This is a genomic window from Amycolatopsis sp. NPDC043887 (genome assembly GCF_056435665.1).
This window is the reverse complement of the sequence record NZ_JBWKEB010000023.1, coordinates 43,289-58,837: the sequence shown is the minus strand read 5'-3', so window position 1 is coordinate 58,837 and position 15,549 is coordinate 43,289. Positions and strand designations below refer to the sequence as shown.

The 15,549-nt window shown below is 68.6% G+C and carries 13 protein-coding genes; 4 read left to right on the top strand and 9 right to left on the bottom strand.

All coding sequences use genetic code 11. The annotated features are described in order from the left end of the window. Window positions 1-200: 200 nt before the first annotated feature. The 6 genes from AC069H_RS38740 to AC069H_RS38715 all read right to left on the bottom strand — a co-directional run bounded on the left by AC069H_RS38740 (window position 201) and on the right by AC069H_RS38715 (window position 9,034). On the bottom strand, window positions 201-2,543 hold the full coding sequence (locus tag AC069H_RS38740) for a polysaccharide lyase 8 family protein (RefSeq protein ID WP_478224843.1): 2,343 nt from the start codon (window positions 2,541-2,543) through the stop codon (window positions 201-203). A 104-nt stretch (window positions 2,544-2,647) separates the two neighbouring features. Then, window positions 2,648-4,108: an aldehyde dehydrogenase (NADP(+)) gene (locus AC069H_RS38735; protein WP_478235619.1), complete on the bottom strand. Its 1,461-nt coding sequence runs from the start codon at window positions 4,106-4,108 to the stop codon at window positions 2,648-2,650. A gap of 14 nt (window positions 4,109-4,122) precedes the next feature. Next, window positions 4,123-5,268, bottom strand: coding sequence for a hypothetical protein (locus AC069H_RS38730; protein WP_478235618.1), 1,146 nt, complete (start codon window positions 5,266-5,268; stop codon window positions 4,123-4,125). A gap of 4 nt (window positions 5,269-5,272) precedes the next feature. Continuing rightward, window positions 5,273-6,529: a glucarate dehydratase family protein gene (locus AC069H_RS38725; RefSeq protein WP_478235617.1), complete on the bottom strand. Its 1,257-nt coding sequence runs from the start codon at window positions 6,527-6,529 to the stop codon at window positions 5,273-5,275. A 2-nt stretch (window positions 6,530-6,531) separates the two neighbouring features. Next, window positions 6,532-7,476: a 5-dehydro-4-deoxyglucarate dehydratase gene (locus tag AC069H_RS38720; RefSeq protein ID WP_478235616.1), complete on the bottom strand. Its 945-nt coding sequence runs from the start codon at window positions 7,474-7,476 to the stop codon at window positions 6,532-6,534. Window positions 7,477-7,522: 46 nt separating this feature from the next. After that, complete coding sequence (locus AC069H_RS38715; protein ID WP_478224849.1) at window positions 7,523-9,034, bottom strand: sodium:solute symporter family protein; 1,512 nt, start codon at window positions 9,032-9,034, stop codon at window positions 7,523-7,525. Window positions 9,035-9,188: 154 nt separating this feature from the next. On the opposite strand from AC069H_RS38715, the gene AC069H_RS38710 reads away from it, so the two are divergent. Together AC069H_RS38710 and AC069H_RS38705 are read left to right on the top strand one after the other, a co-directional pair. After that, complete coding sequence (locus AC069H_RS38710; RefSeq protein ID WP_378437356.1) at window positions 9,189-10,001, top strand: IclR family transcriptional regulator; 813 nt, start codon at window positions 9,189-9,191, stop codon at window positions 9,999-10,001. Between the two features lie 36 nt (window positions 10,002-10,037). Then, window positions 10,038-10,862 carry an NAD-dependent epimerase/dehydratase family protein gene (locus AC069H_RS38705; protein WP_478235615.1) on the top strand — a complete coding sequence of 275 codons (825 nt, stop codon included), beginning with the start codon at window positions 10,038-10,040 and terminating at the stop codon, window positions 10,860-10,862. A gap of 124 nt (window positions 10,863-10,986) precedes the next feature. Here AC069H_RS38705 and AC069H_RS38700 read toward each other — a convergent pair whose 3' ends face one another. Together AC069H_RS38700 and AC069H_RS38695 are read right to left on the bottom strand one after the other, a co-directional pair. Beyond that, entirely contained in the window at window positions 10,987-11,475 is a 489-nt protein-coding gene (locus AC069H_RS38700; RefSeq protein WP_478224852.1) for an HIT family protein, read from the bottom strand. Between the two features lie 128 nt (window positions 11,476-11,603). Continuing rightward, window positions 11,604-11,921 (bottom strand): hypothetical protein, encoded by a 318-nt coding sequence (locus AC069H_RS38695; RefSeq protein ID WP_478224853.1) that lies wholly within the window; start codon window positions 11,919-11,921, stop codon window positions 11,604-11,606. 316 nt (window positions 11,922-12,237) lie between these two features. On the opposite strand from AC069H_RS38695, the gene AC069H_RS38690 reads away from it, so the two are divergent. After that, window positions 12,238-13,674 carry an amidase gene (locus tag AC069H_RS38690; RefSeq protein ID WP_478235614.1) on the top strand — a complete coding sequence of 479 codons (1,437 nt, stop codon included), beginning with the start codon at window positions 12,238-12,240 and terminating at the stop codon, window positions 13,672-13,674. Between the two features lie 23 nt (window positions 13,675-13,697). After that, window positions 13,698-14,240: a GNAT family N-acetyltransferase gene (locus AC069H_RS38685; RefSeq protein WP_478235613.1), complete on the top strand. Its 543-nt coding sequence runs from the start codon at window positions 13,698-13,700 to the stop codon at window positions 14,238-14,240. 314 nt (window positions 14,241-14,554) lie between these two features. Here the strand turns inward: AC069H_RS38685 and AC069H_RS38680 are convergent, their stop codons facing one another. Next, complete coding sequence (locus AC069H_RS38680) at window positions 14,555-15,541, bottom strand: peptidylprolyl isomerase (protein WP_478235612.1); 987 nt, start codon at window positions 15,539-15,541, stop codon at window positions 14,555-14,557. Window positions 15,542-15,549: the final 8 nt, after the last annotated feature.

Sequence of the window (15,549 nt, the reverse complement as noted above, 5' to 3'; positions counted from 1 at the left end):
CAGGTCAGAACGTGACCTAAATGACAGTCGGCCGGGGATCGTCGGCACGATCGAGTCAGAGGCAGGAGCGGGCGCGTCCGGCCGTGAAGGCCTCCTTACCTACCCTGAAGGTAGGTAAGGGGCCCTTCACGGACCAGCCTGAGATTGACCGCGGCCGGGAATCCCCACAGGTGCCGACCTGACGCATCGCATTCAATCCCCTAAACGCGGACGACCTGCGTGGCGCCGAAGGTGTCCTTCACCGGCACCTCGACGGTCTTCCGCCGCACGGTCACGCGCAGGACGTCCTGCCGCTGCGTCGGGTCCGAAACGGCCATCCGCCAGCCGTCGCGGGTCCGGCCGAGCGCCACCGACGCCGGACCGGACACCGACACCTCGTCGACGGAGCCCGCGGCGAAGAAGTTCGCCAGCAGGGTCGCGTCCCACAGCCGGACGGCCTGCACGGTCGCGGTGTTGGACCGCACACGCCACGACCAGGCCGAGGCGATCGTCTCCAGCACCGACGCGGTGGGAAGGACGGCGTAGGCGTAGCTCGCGTTCGACGGCTTGGCCCCGTGTTCGATGACCAGCTTCTGGTAGCGCCGCGTGTACGGCACCGTGGTGCCCTTGGTGTTGGCGCCCTTGTCGATGTCGCGCCAGGTCCCCGTCCGGTCCTCGCGCAGCGCGGTGACCTCGGCGTCGTCGAGCAGGACGTAGCCGCCGACCTTCTCCAGATGTAGCCATCGCTTGCGCCGCAAGGACTCCGAGCCGTCGACGAGATGGCCATCGGCCAGCAGGACACCGGAGCCGTTCTCACCGAGGTTGCGGTTCTCGATCGTGGTGCGGATCCGCTCACCGGAGGAGTCGGTGATCCCGGCGCCGAGGCACAGCACCCCCGACGGCGTGAAGAACCACGACTTCTTCGCGGTCAGTGTGCCGTCTTGGGAGATGAAGTCGAGGGCGTGCGCGCCGTGCCGCGCGTCCCAGCGGACACCACCGCAATGATCCTTGCTCGTCAGCGGCACCGACTCCAGTTTCGGGGTCGGGCCGGTCTTGGTGGTGGTGCCCGGGAGCAACAGCGGGTCGACCGTCGGCCAGTAGGCGTCGGTGAAATGTCCCTTCGCCTTGGGCAGGAACAGATACAGCGAACCGTCACCGACGTACCAGCCGTGCAGGTTCATCGAGTTGATCGACTCGTACCGCGAAATCCGGGTCGAGGCGACGCCGAGCGAGGCCGACCAGCCTTCGGTGATGTGCACCATCCGGTCCTGCTGGCCGAACACGCGATGCGCCGCGACCGTCCGCGCCGGCCGGATCTCGGTCGCCAGCAGCTCCTGCGCGAACTCGATACCGGGGATGCCGACGAGGTCCGGCCCCGGCGCGAACCGTTCGGGATCGGGAATTTCAAGGTACGGCGCGAAAGTGTCTTCGGTGATCCACTTCGCGGCGAGGCCACCGAGCTCTTCCTTGCGCTTCCCGCTCGCCGACCGCGCCAGCAGGACCACGGCGCCGGTGAGCTGGTGCCCGATGTCGTACGCGGATTCCCCTTGCCGCGAAAGGAACCGGCCGCGGACCGACTCCATCATCGCACCCGCGTAGACGAATGGCGCGAACGTGTCGGAGACCAGCGCGTACGTCGCCTCGCGCACGTCGGCGGGCAGTGCGAACTCCGTGCCCTTGGTGACGTGGATGGCGGACGCGACCGCGGTGAGCAGGATGATCCCGTAATGCCCGGGATACGGCACCGAGTCGTGCTGCAGGAACGAGCCGTCGGTGTGGAAACCGTCGCCCGCCGCGCGGTGGAGTTTGGCGATGACACTTGCCGCTCCCCCGCCTTCGACGTCGGTGAACGCGCCGACGCCCCGCTTGATCCGTTCGACGTCGCCGAGCATCGCGCCGGAGACGATGGAGATCGTCGACTTGTCCGCACGGTTGGCGCCGGTCTCGACGACGCTCGGATTGTTGGTGCGGCGGTTCGGATCGCCGGAGAACTTCAGCACCGGCTTCAGGTACTTGGCGAGTTCGTCCTCGGTCAGTTCGTCGGCGACCGTCGCGAGGATGTGCAGCAGGTAGAGCGGGATGCCGATCTCGTAGGTGTACCAGTTGCCGATCTCGGCGGTCTTCTCGCTGTACTGATCGCTGGTGTACAGCAGTTCCAGCGCGCCCTTGATCCGGGCGAGCACGGCGGGATCGCCTGCCAGCGCGCCTCCCGGGGTCCCCCAGTTGACCGCGATCGCGCGGAGCCGCGCGTACATCGACGTCGTGAACTCGCTGCCGGGACCGAGCGGAAGGTCTTTCCACAGTGGACCGCCGCCGACCGTCATGCTGTCGTGGTAGGCCTTCGCGACCCGGTCCAGGTTCGCCAGCGCGGCGGTGCGTTCCGCCGAGGGCCGGTTGATCCCGATCTGCAGTTCGCGATAGCCGGTGACGATGGGGGCCGAACCCGGAGCCGCGGGCCGCGCTGACGAAGGGCTCGCGAGAGCGGTCGTGAGCGCCACCGAAGCGGCCGCGGCCGCGCCTCCCCTCAAAGCCGTTCTCCTGTCGAAGTGACCGAATCCGGACATGACGGTGCCTCCCAAGGGGGTCGAGACGGGATCAAGGGCGGCGGCGGGTGGTGGGTCTCGTGAGTGGTAAGGACTGTTCTAACCGTCCTTACCACTCACGAGGTTTACTGGCGTTTCCCGTCGATCCTGCGGGGCAGGTCCCACGGGTTGTTCTCCTGCAACGGTTCCGGCAGCAGCGTGTCGGGGAAGCCCTGCCAGGCGATCGGTCGCAGGAACCGCTCGATCGCGGCGGTGCCGACCGAGGTGCTGGTCGGCGCGGTGGTCGCCGGGTAGGGACCACCGTGTTCCTGTGCCCAGGTGACCGTGACCCCGGTCGGCCAGTCGTTCCACAGCAGACGACCGGCGACCCGGGTCAGCGACGGGAGCACCGGGCGAATCCAGTCCACATCGGACTCTTCACCCTGGATGGTCGCGGTGAGGCCGGGTTCCATCACGCCGAGCAGGCTGATCAGTTCGTCCTGATCTGCGTAGGTGACGATCAGCGACGCGGGGCCGAAGCATTCCTCGCGGACGGTGTCGGCGTCGGCCAGGAAGGCCTTGGCGGTGGTGGCGAGCAGGGTCGCACCGTGCGAGATCCCTTCCGCGCCAACGGATTCCGACAGCACCTCGACACCGGCGACGTCGCTCAGCTTCGCCAGCCCGTCGGCGAATCCGGCCGCGATACGCTCGTTGAGCATCGGCTGCGCCGGGATCGCCGCGACGGCCTCGCGCAGCGTGTCTTCGAGGCCGTGACCCTCGGGCAGGAACAGCAGCCCCGGCTTGGTGCAGAACTGGCCGGCACCGAGGGTGAACGAACCCGCGTAGCCCTTGGCGATCGCTTCACCGCGCGCGTCGATCGCGGCCCGCGTGACGACGACTGGGTTGACGCTGCCGAGTTCACCGTAGAACGGGATCGGCGACGGCCGCGAGGTCGCGATGTCGAACAGCGCGCGCCCGCCCGGCACCGAACCGGTGAACGACGCCGCCTGGATCCTCGGGTCCTTCAGCGCCGTGACGCCGTTCTGCTGGCCGTGGATGACCGCGAAGATCCCTTCCGGCGCGCCGGCCCCGACCAGCGCTTCACGCAGGACGTCGCCGGTGCGGGCGGACAGCTCCGGGTGACCCGAGTGCGCCTTGAGCACGACCGGGCAACCGGCGGCCAGCGCGGACGCGGTATCCCCGCCCGCGACACTGAACGCGAACGGGAAGTTGCTGGCGGCGAACACCAGCACCGGTCCGATCGGGGTGAGCAGCCGCCGGATGTCCGGCCGCGGTCCCATCGGCCACGCGGCGTCCGCGTGGTCGACGGTGGCGCCGAGGAACGCGCCGTCGGCCAGCACCTCGCCGAACAGGCGCAGCTGGAAAGTCGTGCGCTTCAGCTCTCCCTGCAGTCGCGGCGAGGCCGGGAGATGCGTCTCCCGGTTGGCCAGCGCGATCAGCTCGTCCGCGGCCGCGTCGAGGGCGTCCGCGGCGGCGTTCAGCCATCCGGCGCGCTGGACTGGGGTCGCGGCCGCCGCTGTGCCTGCCGCATCGGCGGCGGCCGCGAGGATCTGTTCGAGCGTGGCGGGATCCGTTGCCTGGCTCATTTTTCTTGCGTCTCCTAGAGTTCTTGCGCGGCGCTGACGGCGGCGATGAGATCCGCCCAGCGCCCCGGGCCGGCGAGGCCGAGGTGGTACAGGTGCAGCTCGGTGGCGCCTGCCTTGCCGAGTTCGATGGTGTAGGCCTCGATGTCGGGGACCGGGCCCGCCGCCACCGCGGTGATGTAGCTGCCGACGGCGACCTTCTCCGGCAGTTTCGCCCGCGCCGCCGCGACGGCGCCCACGCTGGGCCTGCCGGGTGCCCAGTTCTGCAGCACCACCGCGTCGACGTCGTCCGGGGCCGACGGCGTCAGCCCCGGCAGCGCGCCGGTGACCCACGGGTCCATCGCGCCGTGCAGCACGATCCGGGGCCCGGAAGGGATCTTCGCGATCACCTCGCGCCGGAGGGCGTCGGTCGCCCGCTGCCGTGTGTCGAGCAGGACCTGCCGCAGGGTGGGCAGGATCTTGTCCTCGGTCGCCCGGAGGTCACCGCTGTCGATCAACCGCCGGACCTCGGCCCGCAGCTTGCCCAGCGCCTTCGCCGGGGCCTGCCCCGCCGCGGCCCAAGCGTCGAGACAGGCGTCGCAGCAGCAGATCGAGAGCAGCCGGGCCACCGCGGGCGACCAGACGCCGTCGGTCTTCTCGTGCTGGTGCTGGTGCACGGCGCCGAGCGGACCGCAGGCCTCGAGGATGACCGTCGCGAAGTCGAGCCCGGCGAGGCTTTCGGCCGTCACGTTCGCCGCGTACTCCCGGACCGCGGGCTGGCCGGGGCACAGCGCCCACGGATACCGCTCGCCGAAGCAGTTGCGCACGGTGAAATCCGGGAACTCCGTGCCCAGCTGGGAGTTGTGCGTCAGCACGAGCCACGCCGCGGCCGGGATCCCCGCCTCGTTCAGCGTCCGGACGGCGTCGCCCGCGCTGTCGCGGCTTTCGACCCAGTCCGGCTCGGCGGGCTTCAGCTCACCCCACGCCTCCTCGCGCACCGGCCGGTACAGCGCCGCGTGGCGCGCGACGACCGAGGTGCGCTCGGGCGACCAGGGCGTCGCCGCGCGGGCGCTGTGGTACGACACGGCGACGGCGACCTCGTCGACGCCGAGCTCCCGTACCCGCTCGACGAAGCCGGGATCGTCGACAACGTCCCAGGGGTAGGCGTATCCGGTGACCTTCACCTCGTCACCACCGTGCCGTGTTCGGTTCGAAGCTTCCGACGAACTTCCGCATATAGGTCACGTCATCCCGTTTGGTCTGTCCACTTCGGACATAGTCTTCATGGGCCCGCGCCAGCGCGTCGGGGTCGAGTTCGACCCCGAGCCCGGGCTTGTCGGGCACCGCGACCGCACCGTCGACGAACTCCAGCGCACCCGGGGCGATGACGTCGGCCGTCTTCCAGGGCCAGTGGGTGTCGCAGGCGTAGGTCAGGTGCGGCGTCGCCGCGGCCACGTGCACCATAGCGGCCAGACTGATCCCGAGATGACTGTTCGAATGCATGGACAGCCCCACGTCGAAGCATTCCGCCGTGGTCGACAGGGCTTGGGTGTCCCGCAGGCCACCCCAGTAATGATGGTCCGAAAGTATTACGCCGACCGCTCGCTGCCGGAACGCCGGCTCGATGTCCGCGAAGCGCACGACGCACATGTTCGTGGCCAGCGGCATGTTCGCCTTCTCCGCGACCCGCGCCATGCCTTCGATGCCCGGCGTCGGGTCTTCGAGGTACTCCAGGACGCCGTCGAGTTCTTCGGCGACCCGGATCCCGGTCTCGACGGTCCACGCCGCGTTCGGGTCGATGCGGAGAGGGTGGTCCGGGAACGCGTCCGCGAGCGCGCGGATCCCGTCCATCTCCTGGTCGGGGTCGAAGGCGCCGCCCTTGAGCTTGATGGAGCCGAAGCCGTACTCCTCCACCATGCGGCGTGCCTCGCCGACGAGCGCCTCCGGCGTGGTCACCTCGCCCCACGAGTCCTCGTCGGCACCGATGTGGGCGCCGAACTTGTAGAACAGGTAGGCGGAGAAGTCGACGGCGTCGCGCGCCTTGCCGCCGAGCAGGTCCACCACGGGCCTGCCGAGATAGTGGCCCTGCGCGTCGAGCGCGGCCACCTCGAACAGCGAGTACACGCTGGCGACGGTCTTGCTGACGGAGAAGCCGCCGGTGAGCCCGTGCGCGTCGGCGAAGACGACTTCGCCGAGGGTGGTGGCGACCTTCCGGCGGAGGCCGGGAAGGTCGAACACGTCGTGTCCCTTCAGTTCCGGGAGCACCTTCCGGACCTGGTCGAGGAACGCGAGGTCACCGTAGGACTCACCGAGGCCGACCACACCGTCCTCGCAGATCAGCTGGACGACACCGCGCAGCGCGAAGGGCTCGTGCACGCCCATCGCGTTGAGCAGCGGGGGGTCGGCGAAGGCGACCGGGGTCAGGACGACGTCGAGAACCTTCATCTTCAGGCACCGGCCTCGACGGACTTGAGGACGGCGAACCCGCCGTCGATGACCTTCTCCAGGCGGGCGATCTGGTCCGCGGTGGGCTCGACCAGCGGCGGCCGGACCGAACCGACCTTGTCACCCCGCAGGCGCGCGGCGGCCTTGACCAGTGACACGGCGAAGCCCTTCCCTTCGTCCCGCAGCGCCACCAGCGGCAGGTAGAACCCGGCGAGCAGCGCCTCCATGACGGCGTCGTCGTTCTCCGCGAGCGCACGGTGGAAGCGGGCCGCGATCTCGGGGGCGAAGCAGTGCACTGCCGAGGAGTACCGCGCCACGCCGACCGCGGCGTAGGCGCGCGCGGAGACCTCCGCCGTCGGAAGACCGTTGAAGAACAGGAAATCCCGGGCGCGGTCGGTGCCGACGGAGCGGATCGTGGTGATGATCCGGCTCATGAGCTCGACGTCGCCGAAGCCGTCCTTGATGCCGACCACCGACGGGATGCCGAGCAGTTCCACGGCCGAGTCCGGGGTGAACACGCCGGTGGAACGGTGGTAGACGATCACCGGGATCGAGGAGTCCCCGACGGCGTACCGGACGTGGTCCACCAGACCGGACGGCGGGCCGGTCACCAGGTACGGCGGCAGGAGGAGGACGCCGTCCGCGCCACCCGCCTCCGCCGCCGCGATCCCGGCACGGGCCGACGCCGCGCCTCCGCCCGCGCCGACCCACACGGGCACACGCCCGGCGACGACCTCACGAGCCTTGCGCAGGATCGCTGCGTGCTCGTCCGGGGACAGCGAGCTGAATTCGCCCGTACCGCAGGCGACGAACAGCGCACCGGCTCCGGCGGCCACGTGGCTCTCGACGGTTTCCGCGAACGCGTCGAGGTCGAGTTCCAGCCCCTCGGTGAAGGGGGTCAAGGGGAACGCCAGTAGGCCGTCGAGTTCGATCTTGGGCTGTGCCATGGATTTCTCTTTCGTTCTTTGTGGATGGTCCCGGGTACGGGCCCGGTCAGGCGGGCACGGTGGTGCCGTCCTGCGACTTGCGGGGTAGGACGTCGTCGTCGCGGTCGATCGTGTCGATGAGCTCGTCGGTGGAGGCCTTGCGCTCGGGCATGAGGTAGCCGAGCCCGATGAACAGCCCCAGCGAGACCAGGATCGGGGTGGACACGGTGACCGCGAGGGTGGCGTTGTAGCCGTAGTAGGCGATCGCGTAGGCGATGAGACCGCCCGCCCACGAGATCAGCGCCGCACGGGAGCCGGACCGGCGGAACCAGGGGAGCATGCCGAGCAGCAGCGGCACCGAGATCGGGCCCATCAGGGCCGCGACCCAGAGCACCACGATCCCGAGCACACCGCCGAGTTTGGGGGCCTGCGTGGCGACCGCCATGGTCAGCACGATGAAGATCGCGGTCGTGATACGGGCGGCCAGCAGACCCTGCGCTTCGGTCCACCGCCGGGTCTTCTTGATCAGCACCGGCAGCATGTCGCGGGTGATGACCGCGGAGATCGCGTTCGCGTCGGACGACACCATCGCCATCGTGTGGGAGAAGATGCCTGCCAGCACCAGCCCGATCAGGCCCGGCGGCAGGAAGGTCGTCGTCATGATCGCGTAGGCGTTGTCCGGGTTCTCGATGTTCGGGATCAGCAGCGGTGCCGCGAACATCGGGAACATCATGAACAGCGGCCACACCAGGTACAGGATCGAGGAGAGCCGTGCGCCCCGGCGTGCCGCGTGCGTATCCGGCGCGGCCATGTAGCGCTGCGCCAGGTTCCACATACCGCCGTTGTACTCCAGTGTCTTCACCAGCACGTAGACGAGTAGCACTACGGTGGTGAACTTCGACGTGGTCGGGTTGAGGTGGCTCGGCGGGAGGTCGCCCCACATCGTCCACAGACCGGAGACGCCGCCGAGTTTGCCCAGCACCACCCAGAGCATGGCGATGGCCGCGATGGCCTGGATCACGAACTGGCCGAAGTCGGTGAGCGCGTCGGCCCAGAGACCGCCGACGGTGCAGTAGACCAGCGTGACCGAACCGGTGATGATGATGCCCCAGGTGTAGTCCACCCCGGCGAAGACGTTGAGGATCGTGGCGATCGCGAACCACTTCGCCGCGATGTCGAAGATCTTCAGCAGGCTGCCGCTCCACGCGAGCGCCTGTTGCGTCGGGACGTTGAACCGCCGCGCGAGGTACTCGAGCGGGGACGCCACCCCCAGCTTCGACCGGAGCCTGTTCCACCGTGCGGCGAACAGCCAGCTGCCGATACCGACACCGATGCCGATGCTGGCCATGCCCCAGAAGTAGACGGTGATCCCGCTCGTGTAGGCCACGCCCGCGTAGGCCACGAACAGCACCGCGCTGTAGCCGGACATGTGATGCGAGATCCCGGTCAGCCACCAGGGCATTCGGCCCCCGGCGGTGAAGAAGTCCTTCACATCGTGGATCCGCTTGTGCGACCACCAGCCGATCACGACCATCAACGCGAAATACGCGCAGACCATCGCCCAGTCGAGTACGTGCACCGTTGACTCCTCTCCGCGTTCACGAAGGCCCAGCCCGACCTGTTCACATCCATGAACGGAGTCTGTTATAGTGATTATGTTCATCCATAAGAACGCTGTTCGGGACGCTAATATGGCCGGAGTCACAAGTCAACGGCCGGATGGAGGAGCGCGGATGCCACAGCAGGAAGCCGCTGTCACAGTGGCGAACGGCGCGCCCGCCGCCGAACCCGCCGGGGTCAAATCGGCCCGGCGGGCGATCGACCTCATCGAGACCTTCGCCGCGAACGACGTTTGGCTCTCGCTGTCGGATCTCCACGCGCGGACCGGATTCCCCAGGTCGAGCCTGCACGGGCTGCTCCGCACCCTGCTCGAAGCAGGCTGGCTGGAGGTGGACACCAACACCGCCCGCTACCGCCTCGGCGTCCGCGCACTGATCTGCGGCACGGCCTATCTGGACCGCGACCCGGTCGTCCCGTACGCGACCGAGGCGCTGGAGCGGATCCGGGAGAAGACCGGCTACACCGCGCATTTCGCGCGCCGCGAGGGCACCGACGTCGTCTACCTGGAGACGCGCGAGTCACGGCACTCGACGCATCTCGTGTCCCGGGTCGGCCGCACGCTGCCCACCCACGCGACCGCGCTGGGGAAGGCGTTGCTGGCCGAGCTGACGCACGACGAGATCGACGGGCTCCTGACCGGAGAGCTGTCGGCGCTCACCCCGAACACCATCACCACCGTCGAAGCGCTGCACGCCGAATGCGCGAAGACCCGCGAACGCGGCTATGCGGCGGAAATCGAGGAAGGCAGCCTCGGCGTCCGGTGCGTCGCGGCCGTGATCCCATACCGCATCCCCGGCACCGACGCGATCAGCTGCTCCATGCCGGTCACCGAGGTCACCGACGCCGATGCCCAGCGCGTCGGCGAACTCCTCGCCGAAATCACCGCGGAACTCGGCCAGCAACTGCGTCGCGCCGGCATCCGCTGATCATTCCCTACTTTCTTTCACTGACAAGGGGTTCACATGGCAGACCAGCGCGTCCTGATCACCGGCTCGGCGGGCATCGTCGGCACCCTGATGCGGCCGCGGCTGCGCCGATCCGGCCGGGTACTGCGGCTGCTCGACCTGGCTCCGCAGCCCGAAGCCGAGGCCGGCGAGAGCGTCGAGCTGATCACCGCCTCGGTGACCGACCCGGAGGCGATGACGGAGGCGTGCGCCGGTGTCGACGCGTTGATCCACCTGGGCGGGCACAGCCGCGAGAACTCGTGGGAAGCCACCCTCGACGTCAACATCAACGGCACCCATACCGTCCTCGAAGCCGCGCGAGCCGCCGGTGTGCCGCGCGTGATCCTGGCTTCCAGCAACCATTCCGTCGGCTTCCGCCGCAACGACGAAGCGGGCGAGCACGGCCTCCCCGCCGACTCCACGCCCCGGCCCGACACCTACTACGGCGTCAGCAAGGCGGCCATCGAAGCGCTCGGCAGCCTGTACCACTCGCGGTTCGGCATGGACGTGATCGTCATCCGGATCGGCTCCTGCTTCGAAAGCCCGCTCGTCCTCGGCCCGCGCGGCCTGACGACCTGGCTCTCCCCCGACGACGGCGCGCGCCTCTTCGAGGCCTGCCTGAGCTACCCCTCCCCCGGCTACCGGCTGATCTGGGGCGTCTCGGACAACACGCGCCGGGTCTACTCGCTCGCCGAAGCCGAGGCCCTGGGCTACAAATCGCTCGACAACGCGGAGACCTACGCCGACCAGCTGGCCGACCTGCCCGCGCCGACCGGGGTCGCGGCGGAGTACGTCGGCGGACCGTTCTGCACAGCGCCACTGGGGGCGCACAACCCGCTCTGAGCCGCGACTGGCCGGTCACGCCGTCTGGGAATGTCATGAAAGGGTCGTTCAGGACACTTTTCGTCCTGAACGACCCTTTCATGACACTTGGACGTGGCTTCGGGAATCCTGCCCAGGCCTGCGGTCAGCCGGTCAGACGTTCCCCGAGCCGGCGCGCGAGATCGGCCAGGTCGTCCCCGGGGATGTCCAGGTAGCCGCGCGCCGGGTCGAATATCGCGGTCTGCTGCTGGTCGTACGGGACGCCAGGAGGCAGAGGCGCGAGGTGCCAGTGGACATGTCTGTTGGCTTGTTGACTGCCCAAGGACAACACGTAGAGCCGTTCGATCGAAAGCAGGGCGCTCAAGGCGCTACCCGCACGATGCACGACCCGCTGGATGGCCAAGTACTCATCGACGGTGAAGTCGCTGACGACGTGCTCGCGATGCTCGACCGGGGCCACCAGGAAGTGCCCGAACACGGAGGGAAAACGGCTGGCGAAGACCACGGCGTCGGCGTCCCGGTACGCGACGTGATGCGGGTATTCGGCGTTGCCTACGAGAAGTTCGCAGACGAAACACGCCCGGCGGGTGAGGTCGAAATAGGCGTCGGCTTGCCACGGAACACGATCGGTCATACCACGCAGACCTTCCCAGTGCGGAGTTTCGCCACGCGAAGCGTTGCCACCACATAGGATCACCTCGGCGCGGTCCGGACGGCCCGGCCGATCCCGAACCAGGCCTGATCGCGCGTTTCCATGGCTCGCTACGACACCCACTCGTACAGGCTGTAATGCATGAACTTCAACCTGCATTGATATTTGGGCCACCAGTCCTTCTTGACGCCATACCTCCCCCAGGCGTGGCAATTGGCGCGGGCCGCCCACATGCTGACACCGTCGACGAACCAGTAGCGCGAGTGCGCCCACTGCCAATGCCCCTTCTTCGCCTCGACGGTGACGACGCCATCACTCGGCGCGCCGGCCGTCCCGGCCATCGCCGGAGCAGTCACCACACTTGTCGATGCACCCGCTATCAGCAGCGCCGTCGCGAGACGTACGAAGACGAGTTTGAGCGACATCATTCTCCTTCCGTGAATCACCGGATCCCCTTTGGGCCATCGAAGCCAGGATGGGTAGTACATCCCAGAGGCTCCAACTCCTTTTCGCTGGAGCGAAAAGTCCGAACACACGACCAAGCGGCCAGCGGCAGGCAAGTGAGACATCCGTCCCGTTGCGCAAAGCGGAATTTCATGGCCCGCACAGGCGGAGTCGACCCGCTTTCAGCACCGTGACCTGCGCCGATCCGCCTACGGCCGCAGAACGAGTCCACGAACGGGCCTTTCTGTTGCATGACTAGGAATTTCGTGCCCCCGACGGCACGCCGATAGCGTCGAATTCATGGAATCGACCTTTCAGACGGCCGAAGAAATGATTGTCGCGTTGCGCGCCGGTGCGGTGACATCGGCGGAACTGACCGGCGAGGCGATCGCCCGGATCGAGCGCGACGACGAGGTGATCAACGCGATCTGCGTGCCGGACTTCGACCGCGCGCGGGCCGCCGCGCACCATGCCGACCGGGCACGGGCGCAGGGTGAGGACCGGCCGCTGCTCGGCGTCCCGGTGACGGTCAAGGAGTCGTACAACATGGCCGGGCTGCCCACGACCTGGGGCATGCCCCCGCACCGGGACCACATGCCCGCCGAGGACGCGGTCCAGGTGTCGCGGCTCAAGGACGCGGGCGCGGTGGTGCTCGGCAAGACCAATGTGCCGCTGGGGTTGCAGGACATCCAGAGCTTCAACGAGATCTACGGCACCACCGTCAACCCGTGGGACCACGATCGGACGCCGGGCGGGTCCTCCGGCGGGTCGGCGGCGGCATTGGCGTGCGGGTTCGGCGCGCTGTCCATCGGCTCCGACCTCGCTGGCTCGCTGCGCACCCCGGCGCATTTCTGCGGCGTCTACGCGCACAAGCCGACGCTCGGACTGGCGGCCGTCCGCGGCATGGTCCCGCCGTCCGAGCCTGCCTTCCCGGCCGAATTCGACCTCGCGGTCGTCGGTCCGATGGCGCGCACCGCCCGCGATCTCGCGCTCCTGCTCGACGTCATGGCCGGACCGGACCCGTTGACGCACGGCGTGGCGCACCGTTCGGCACTGCCGCCCGCCCGCCACGAGCGGCTCCGCGATTTCCGGGTCTTGGTCCTCGACGACCATCCGCTCATTCCGACCGGGTCCGCCGTGCGAGCGGGCGTGCACCGGGTGGCCGACGCGCTCGTCGACGGTGGCGCCCGCGTCGCACGGCGCAGTCCGCTGCTGCCCGATCTGACCGAGGCCGCGAAGCTCTACATGGAGTTGCTGATTTCGGGCTCCGTCGCGCGTTTCCCCATCGAATCGCTCGAGCGGCTGCGGGCCGGCACGGACGACCAGAGCCTTGACGCCGTACGGCTGCGCGCCATGCTGTTCAGCCATAGCGACTGGATGGAGGCGGACAAGCGTCGGCAAGTCCATCGCCATGGTTGGCGGCGACTGTTCGCCCAGTTCGACGCCGTGGTGTGCCCGATCACGCCGACGCCCGCGTTCCCGCACGACCACCACCCCAATCCGATGGAACGGCGCATCGCCATCGACGGCGTCGAGTACCCGTACTTCGATCAGCTCGTCTGGGCTGGCCTGGCCACCATGCCCGGCCTGCCCGCCACCGCGATACCCACGGGCCGGTCCCCCGAGGGCCTGCCGGTCGGGGTGCAGCTCATCGGTCCGATGTTCGAAGACCGCACCCCGTTGCGACTGGCCGAACTGCTCGAGCAGGAGATCGGCGGCTTCCAGGCACCGGAGTAGCGGCGTGCGCTACGTTGCCGCCCATGACGAAGCTCGGTCAGGTCGCCTGGCCTCCTGCCCCGATCAAGACCGAGCGGCTCGTACTCCGCGGGTCCGAGGCCCGAGACCGTGCGGCGTTCATCGAGCTCTTCGCCTCGCCGGAGGTGGGCACTTACATCGGTGGCGCTCGGCCGCGGGACGAACTCGAGCGCACGAGACCAGACGTGCCGGGCCGGCGCCCGGGGCTCTTCGTCATCGAACTCGACGGATCGATGATCGGCATGATCACGCTCGATCAGCGTGACCTGGAACGTCCGGGGCATATCCGTCCGGATGCCGGGGAGACCGAGCTCGGTTACCTGATCTTGCCGCAGGCGTGGGGACGCGGGTACGCCGCCGAGGCGTGCGCGGCGGCGCTCGACTGGTTCGCCGACGCGCTGCCCGGCGAACCGGTGGTGCTCTGCACACAGACTGCCAACGAACGCTCGATGCGCGTCGCGGCGAAGCTCGGTTTCACTGAGGTGGAGCGGTTCGAGGAGTACGACGCCGAGCAGTGGTTCGGTGTTCGGTACCCGCCATCCCGCTGAGTGCACGAAGCGGGTCGTCCTGCCGGTGCTGAAACCTCGTGAGTGGTGAGGACGGTTATTGAGGGGTAAGGCAAATGTGGCGTGTTGCGAAAGCCACTTTCGCACCGTCAGTTCAAAGTGATCGACCCAGGTGGTGGTGAAGGCCTCCTTGCCTACTCTGAAGGTAGGGAAGGGGCCCTTCGCTACGCCGCCGACGTGGCTTTCGCGGCACGATCGAAGGCGGCCATGAGCGGACCGCCCACCGCACCCGACACATTTGCCTTACCCCTCAATAGAACCGTCCTCACCACTCACGACCGGGGCGGGAAACCGTGTCACCCCACCGCGATCGACTGGAACGTCACCGGGATCCGCGGCGGTCCGGTCCCGTCGCCCGGCCCCTTCTCGTCGTCCACCCCGCCGCGCGCGACCTTGTCCAGGGTCTGGAGTCCGGCGTCCGAGATGCTCCCGAACACGGTGTACTCCGGCGGCAGTTCCGCTTCACCGAAGACCATGAAGAACTGGCTGCCGCCCGAGTTCGGCGCCTGCTTCTTCGCCATGGCGAGGATGCCCCGCCCGTACTTGAGTCCGGAGAAGACCTCGTCCGGAACGGTGTATCCCGGCCCGCCCATTCCGGAGCCTTCCGGGTCGCCGCACTGGAGCATCTGCAGTCCCGTGGTACCGAGCCGGTGACACGAGGTGCCGTCGAAGTAACCCTGCTGCGCCAGCGAGAGGAAGCTCGCCACGGTGCACGGCGCGAGCCCGCGGTCCAGCGACAGCCCGACTTCGCCCGCCGTCGTCTTGAGGGTGACGGCCATCGTGCCGGACGCCGGGGTCGGGCCCGCCGCGGGCGGGTTCACCTTCTTCGGCACGGGACCGGAGGAATCCGCCGGGAACGCGCAGTCCGTCGGATCCGCCAGCGGCGTGCTGCGCTGCGGCACCGGAACCCTGCTCGAAGGGATGTTCACCGGACTCTGCGTCGCCGTGTCCTCGGAGTTCGACGTCGGAGCCGACGAGGACGACGACGCGGCCGTGCTCTTGTCCTTCGAGTCCGACAGGAAGAACCCCGGCGCCACGAAGCCGGTGATCGCCACGACGGCGACGATCACGACGAGTCCCAGCGCACCCAGGCCTACCCAGAGCGCCGTCTTGTTCGACGACGACGGCGGCGGCTGTTGTTGCGGCGCGCCGTACCAGCCTTGCTGCTGGTATGGCTGCTGCGGATAGGGCTGCTGATACTGCTGCTGGGGATGCTGCCCCTGCGAAGCCCCGGCGTCGGGCGCCTGACCTTCGGGCTCGCCCGGCTGCGGTGGCTGGGACATCTGTGCTC

Bases quoted from the DNA above. Each gene is read 5' to 3' on its own strand.
- AC069H_RS38735 (WP_478235619.1), bottom strand. From the start codon at position 4,108: ATGAGCCAGGCAACGGATCCCGCCACGCTCGAACAGATCCTCGCGGCC.
- AC069H_RS38710 (WP_378437356.1), top strand. From the start codon at position 9,189: ATGCCACAGCAGGAAGCCGCTGTCACAGTGGCGAACGGCGCGCCCGCC.
- AC069H_RS38695 (WP_478224853.1), bottom strand. From the start codon at position 11,921: ATGATGTCGCTCAAACTCGTCTTCGTACGTCTCGCGACGGCGCTGCTG.
- AC069H_RS38680 (WP_478235612.1), bottom strand. From the start codon at position 15,541: ATGTCCCAGCCACCGCAGCCGGGCGAGCCCGAAGGTCAGGCGCCCGAC.
- AC069H_RS38700 (WP_478224852.1), bottom strand. From the start codon at position 11,475: ATGACCGATCGTGTTCCGTGGCAAGCCGACGCCTATTTCGACCTCACC.
- AC069H_RS38705 (WP_478235615.1), top strand. From the start codon at position 10,038: ATGGCAGACCAGCGCGTCCTGATCACCGGCTCGGCGGGCATCGTCGGC.
- AC069H_RS38720 (WP_478235616.1), bottom strand. From the start codon at position 7,476: ATGGCACAGCCCAAGATCGAACTCGACGGCCTACTGGCGTTCCCCTTG.
- AC069H_RS38740 (WP_478224843.1), bottom strand. From the start codon at position 2,543: ATGTCCGGATTCGGTCACTTCGACAGGAGAACGGCTTTGAGGGGAGGC.
- AC069H_RS38685 (WP_478235613.1), top strand. From the start codon at position 13,698: ATGACGAAGCTCGGTCAGGTCGCCTGGCCTCCTGCCCCGATCAAGACC.
- AC069H_RS38690 (WP_478235614.1), top strand. From the start codon at position 12,238: ATGGAATCGACCTTTCAGACGGCCGAAGAAATGATTGTCGCGTTGCGC.
- AC069H_RS38725 (WP_478235617.1), bottom strand. From the start codon at position 6,529: ATGAAGGTTCTCGACGTCGTCCTGACCCCGGTCGCCTTCGCCGACCCC.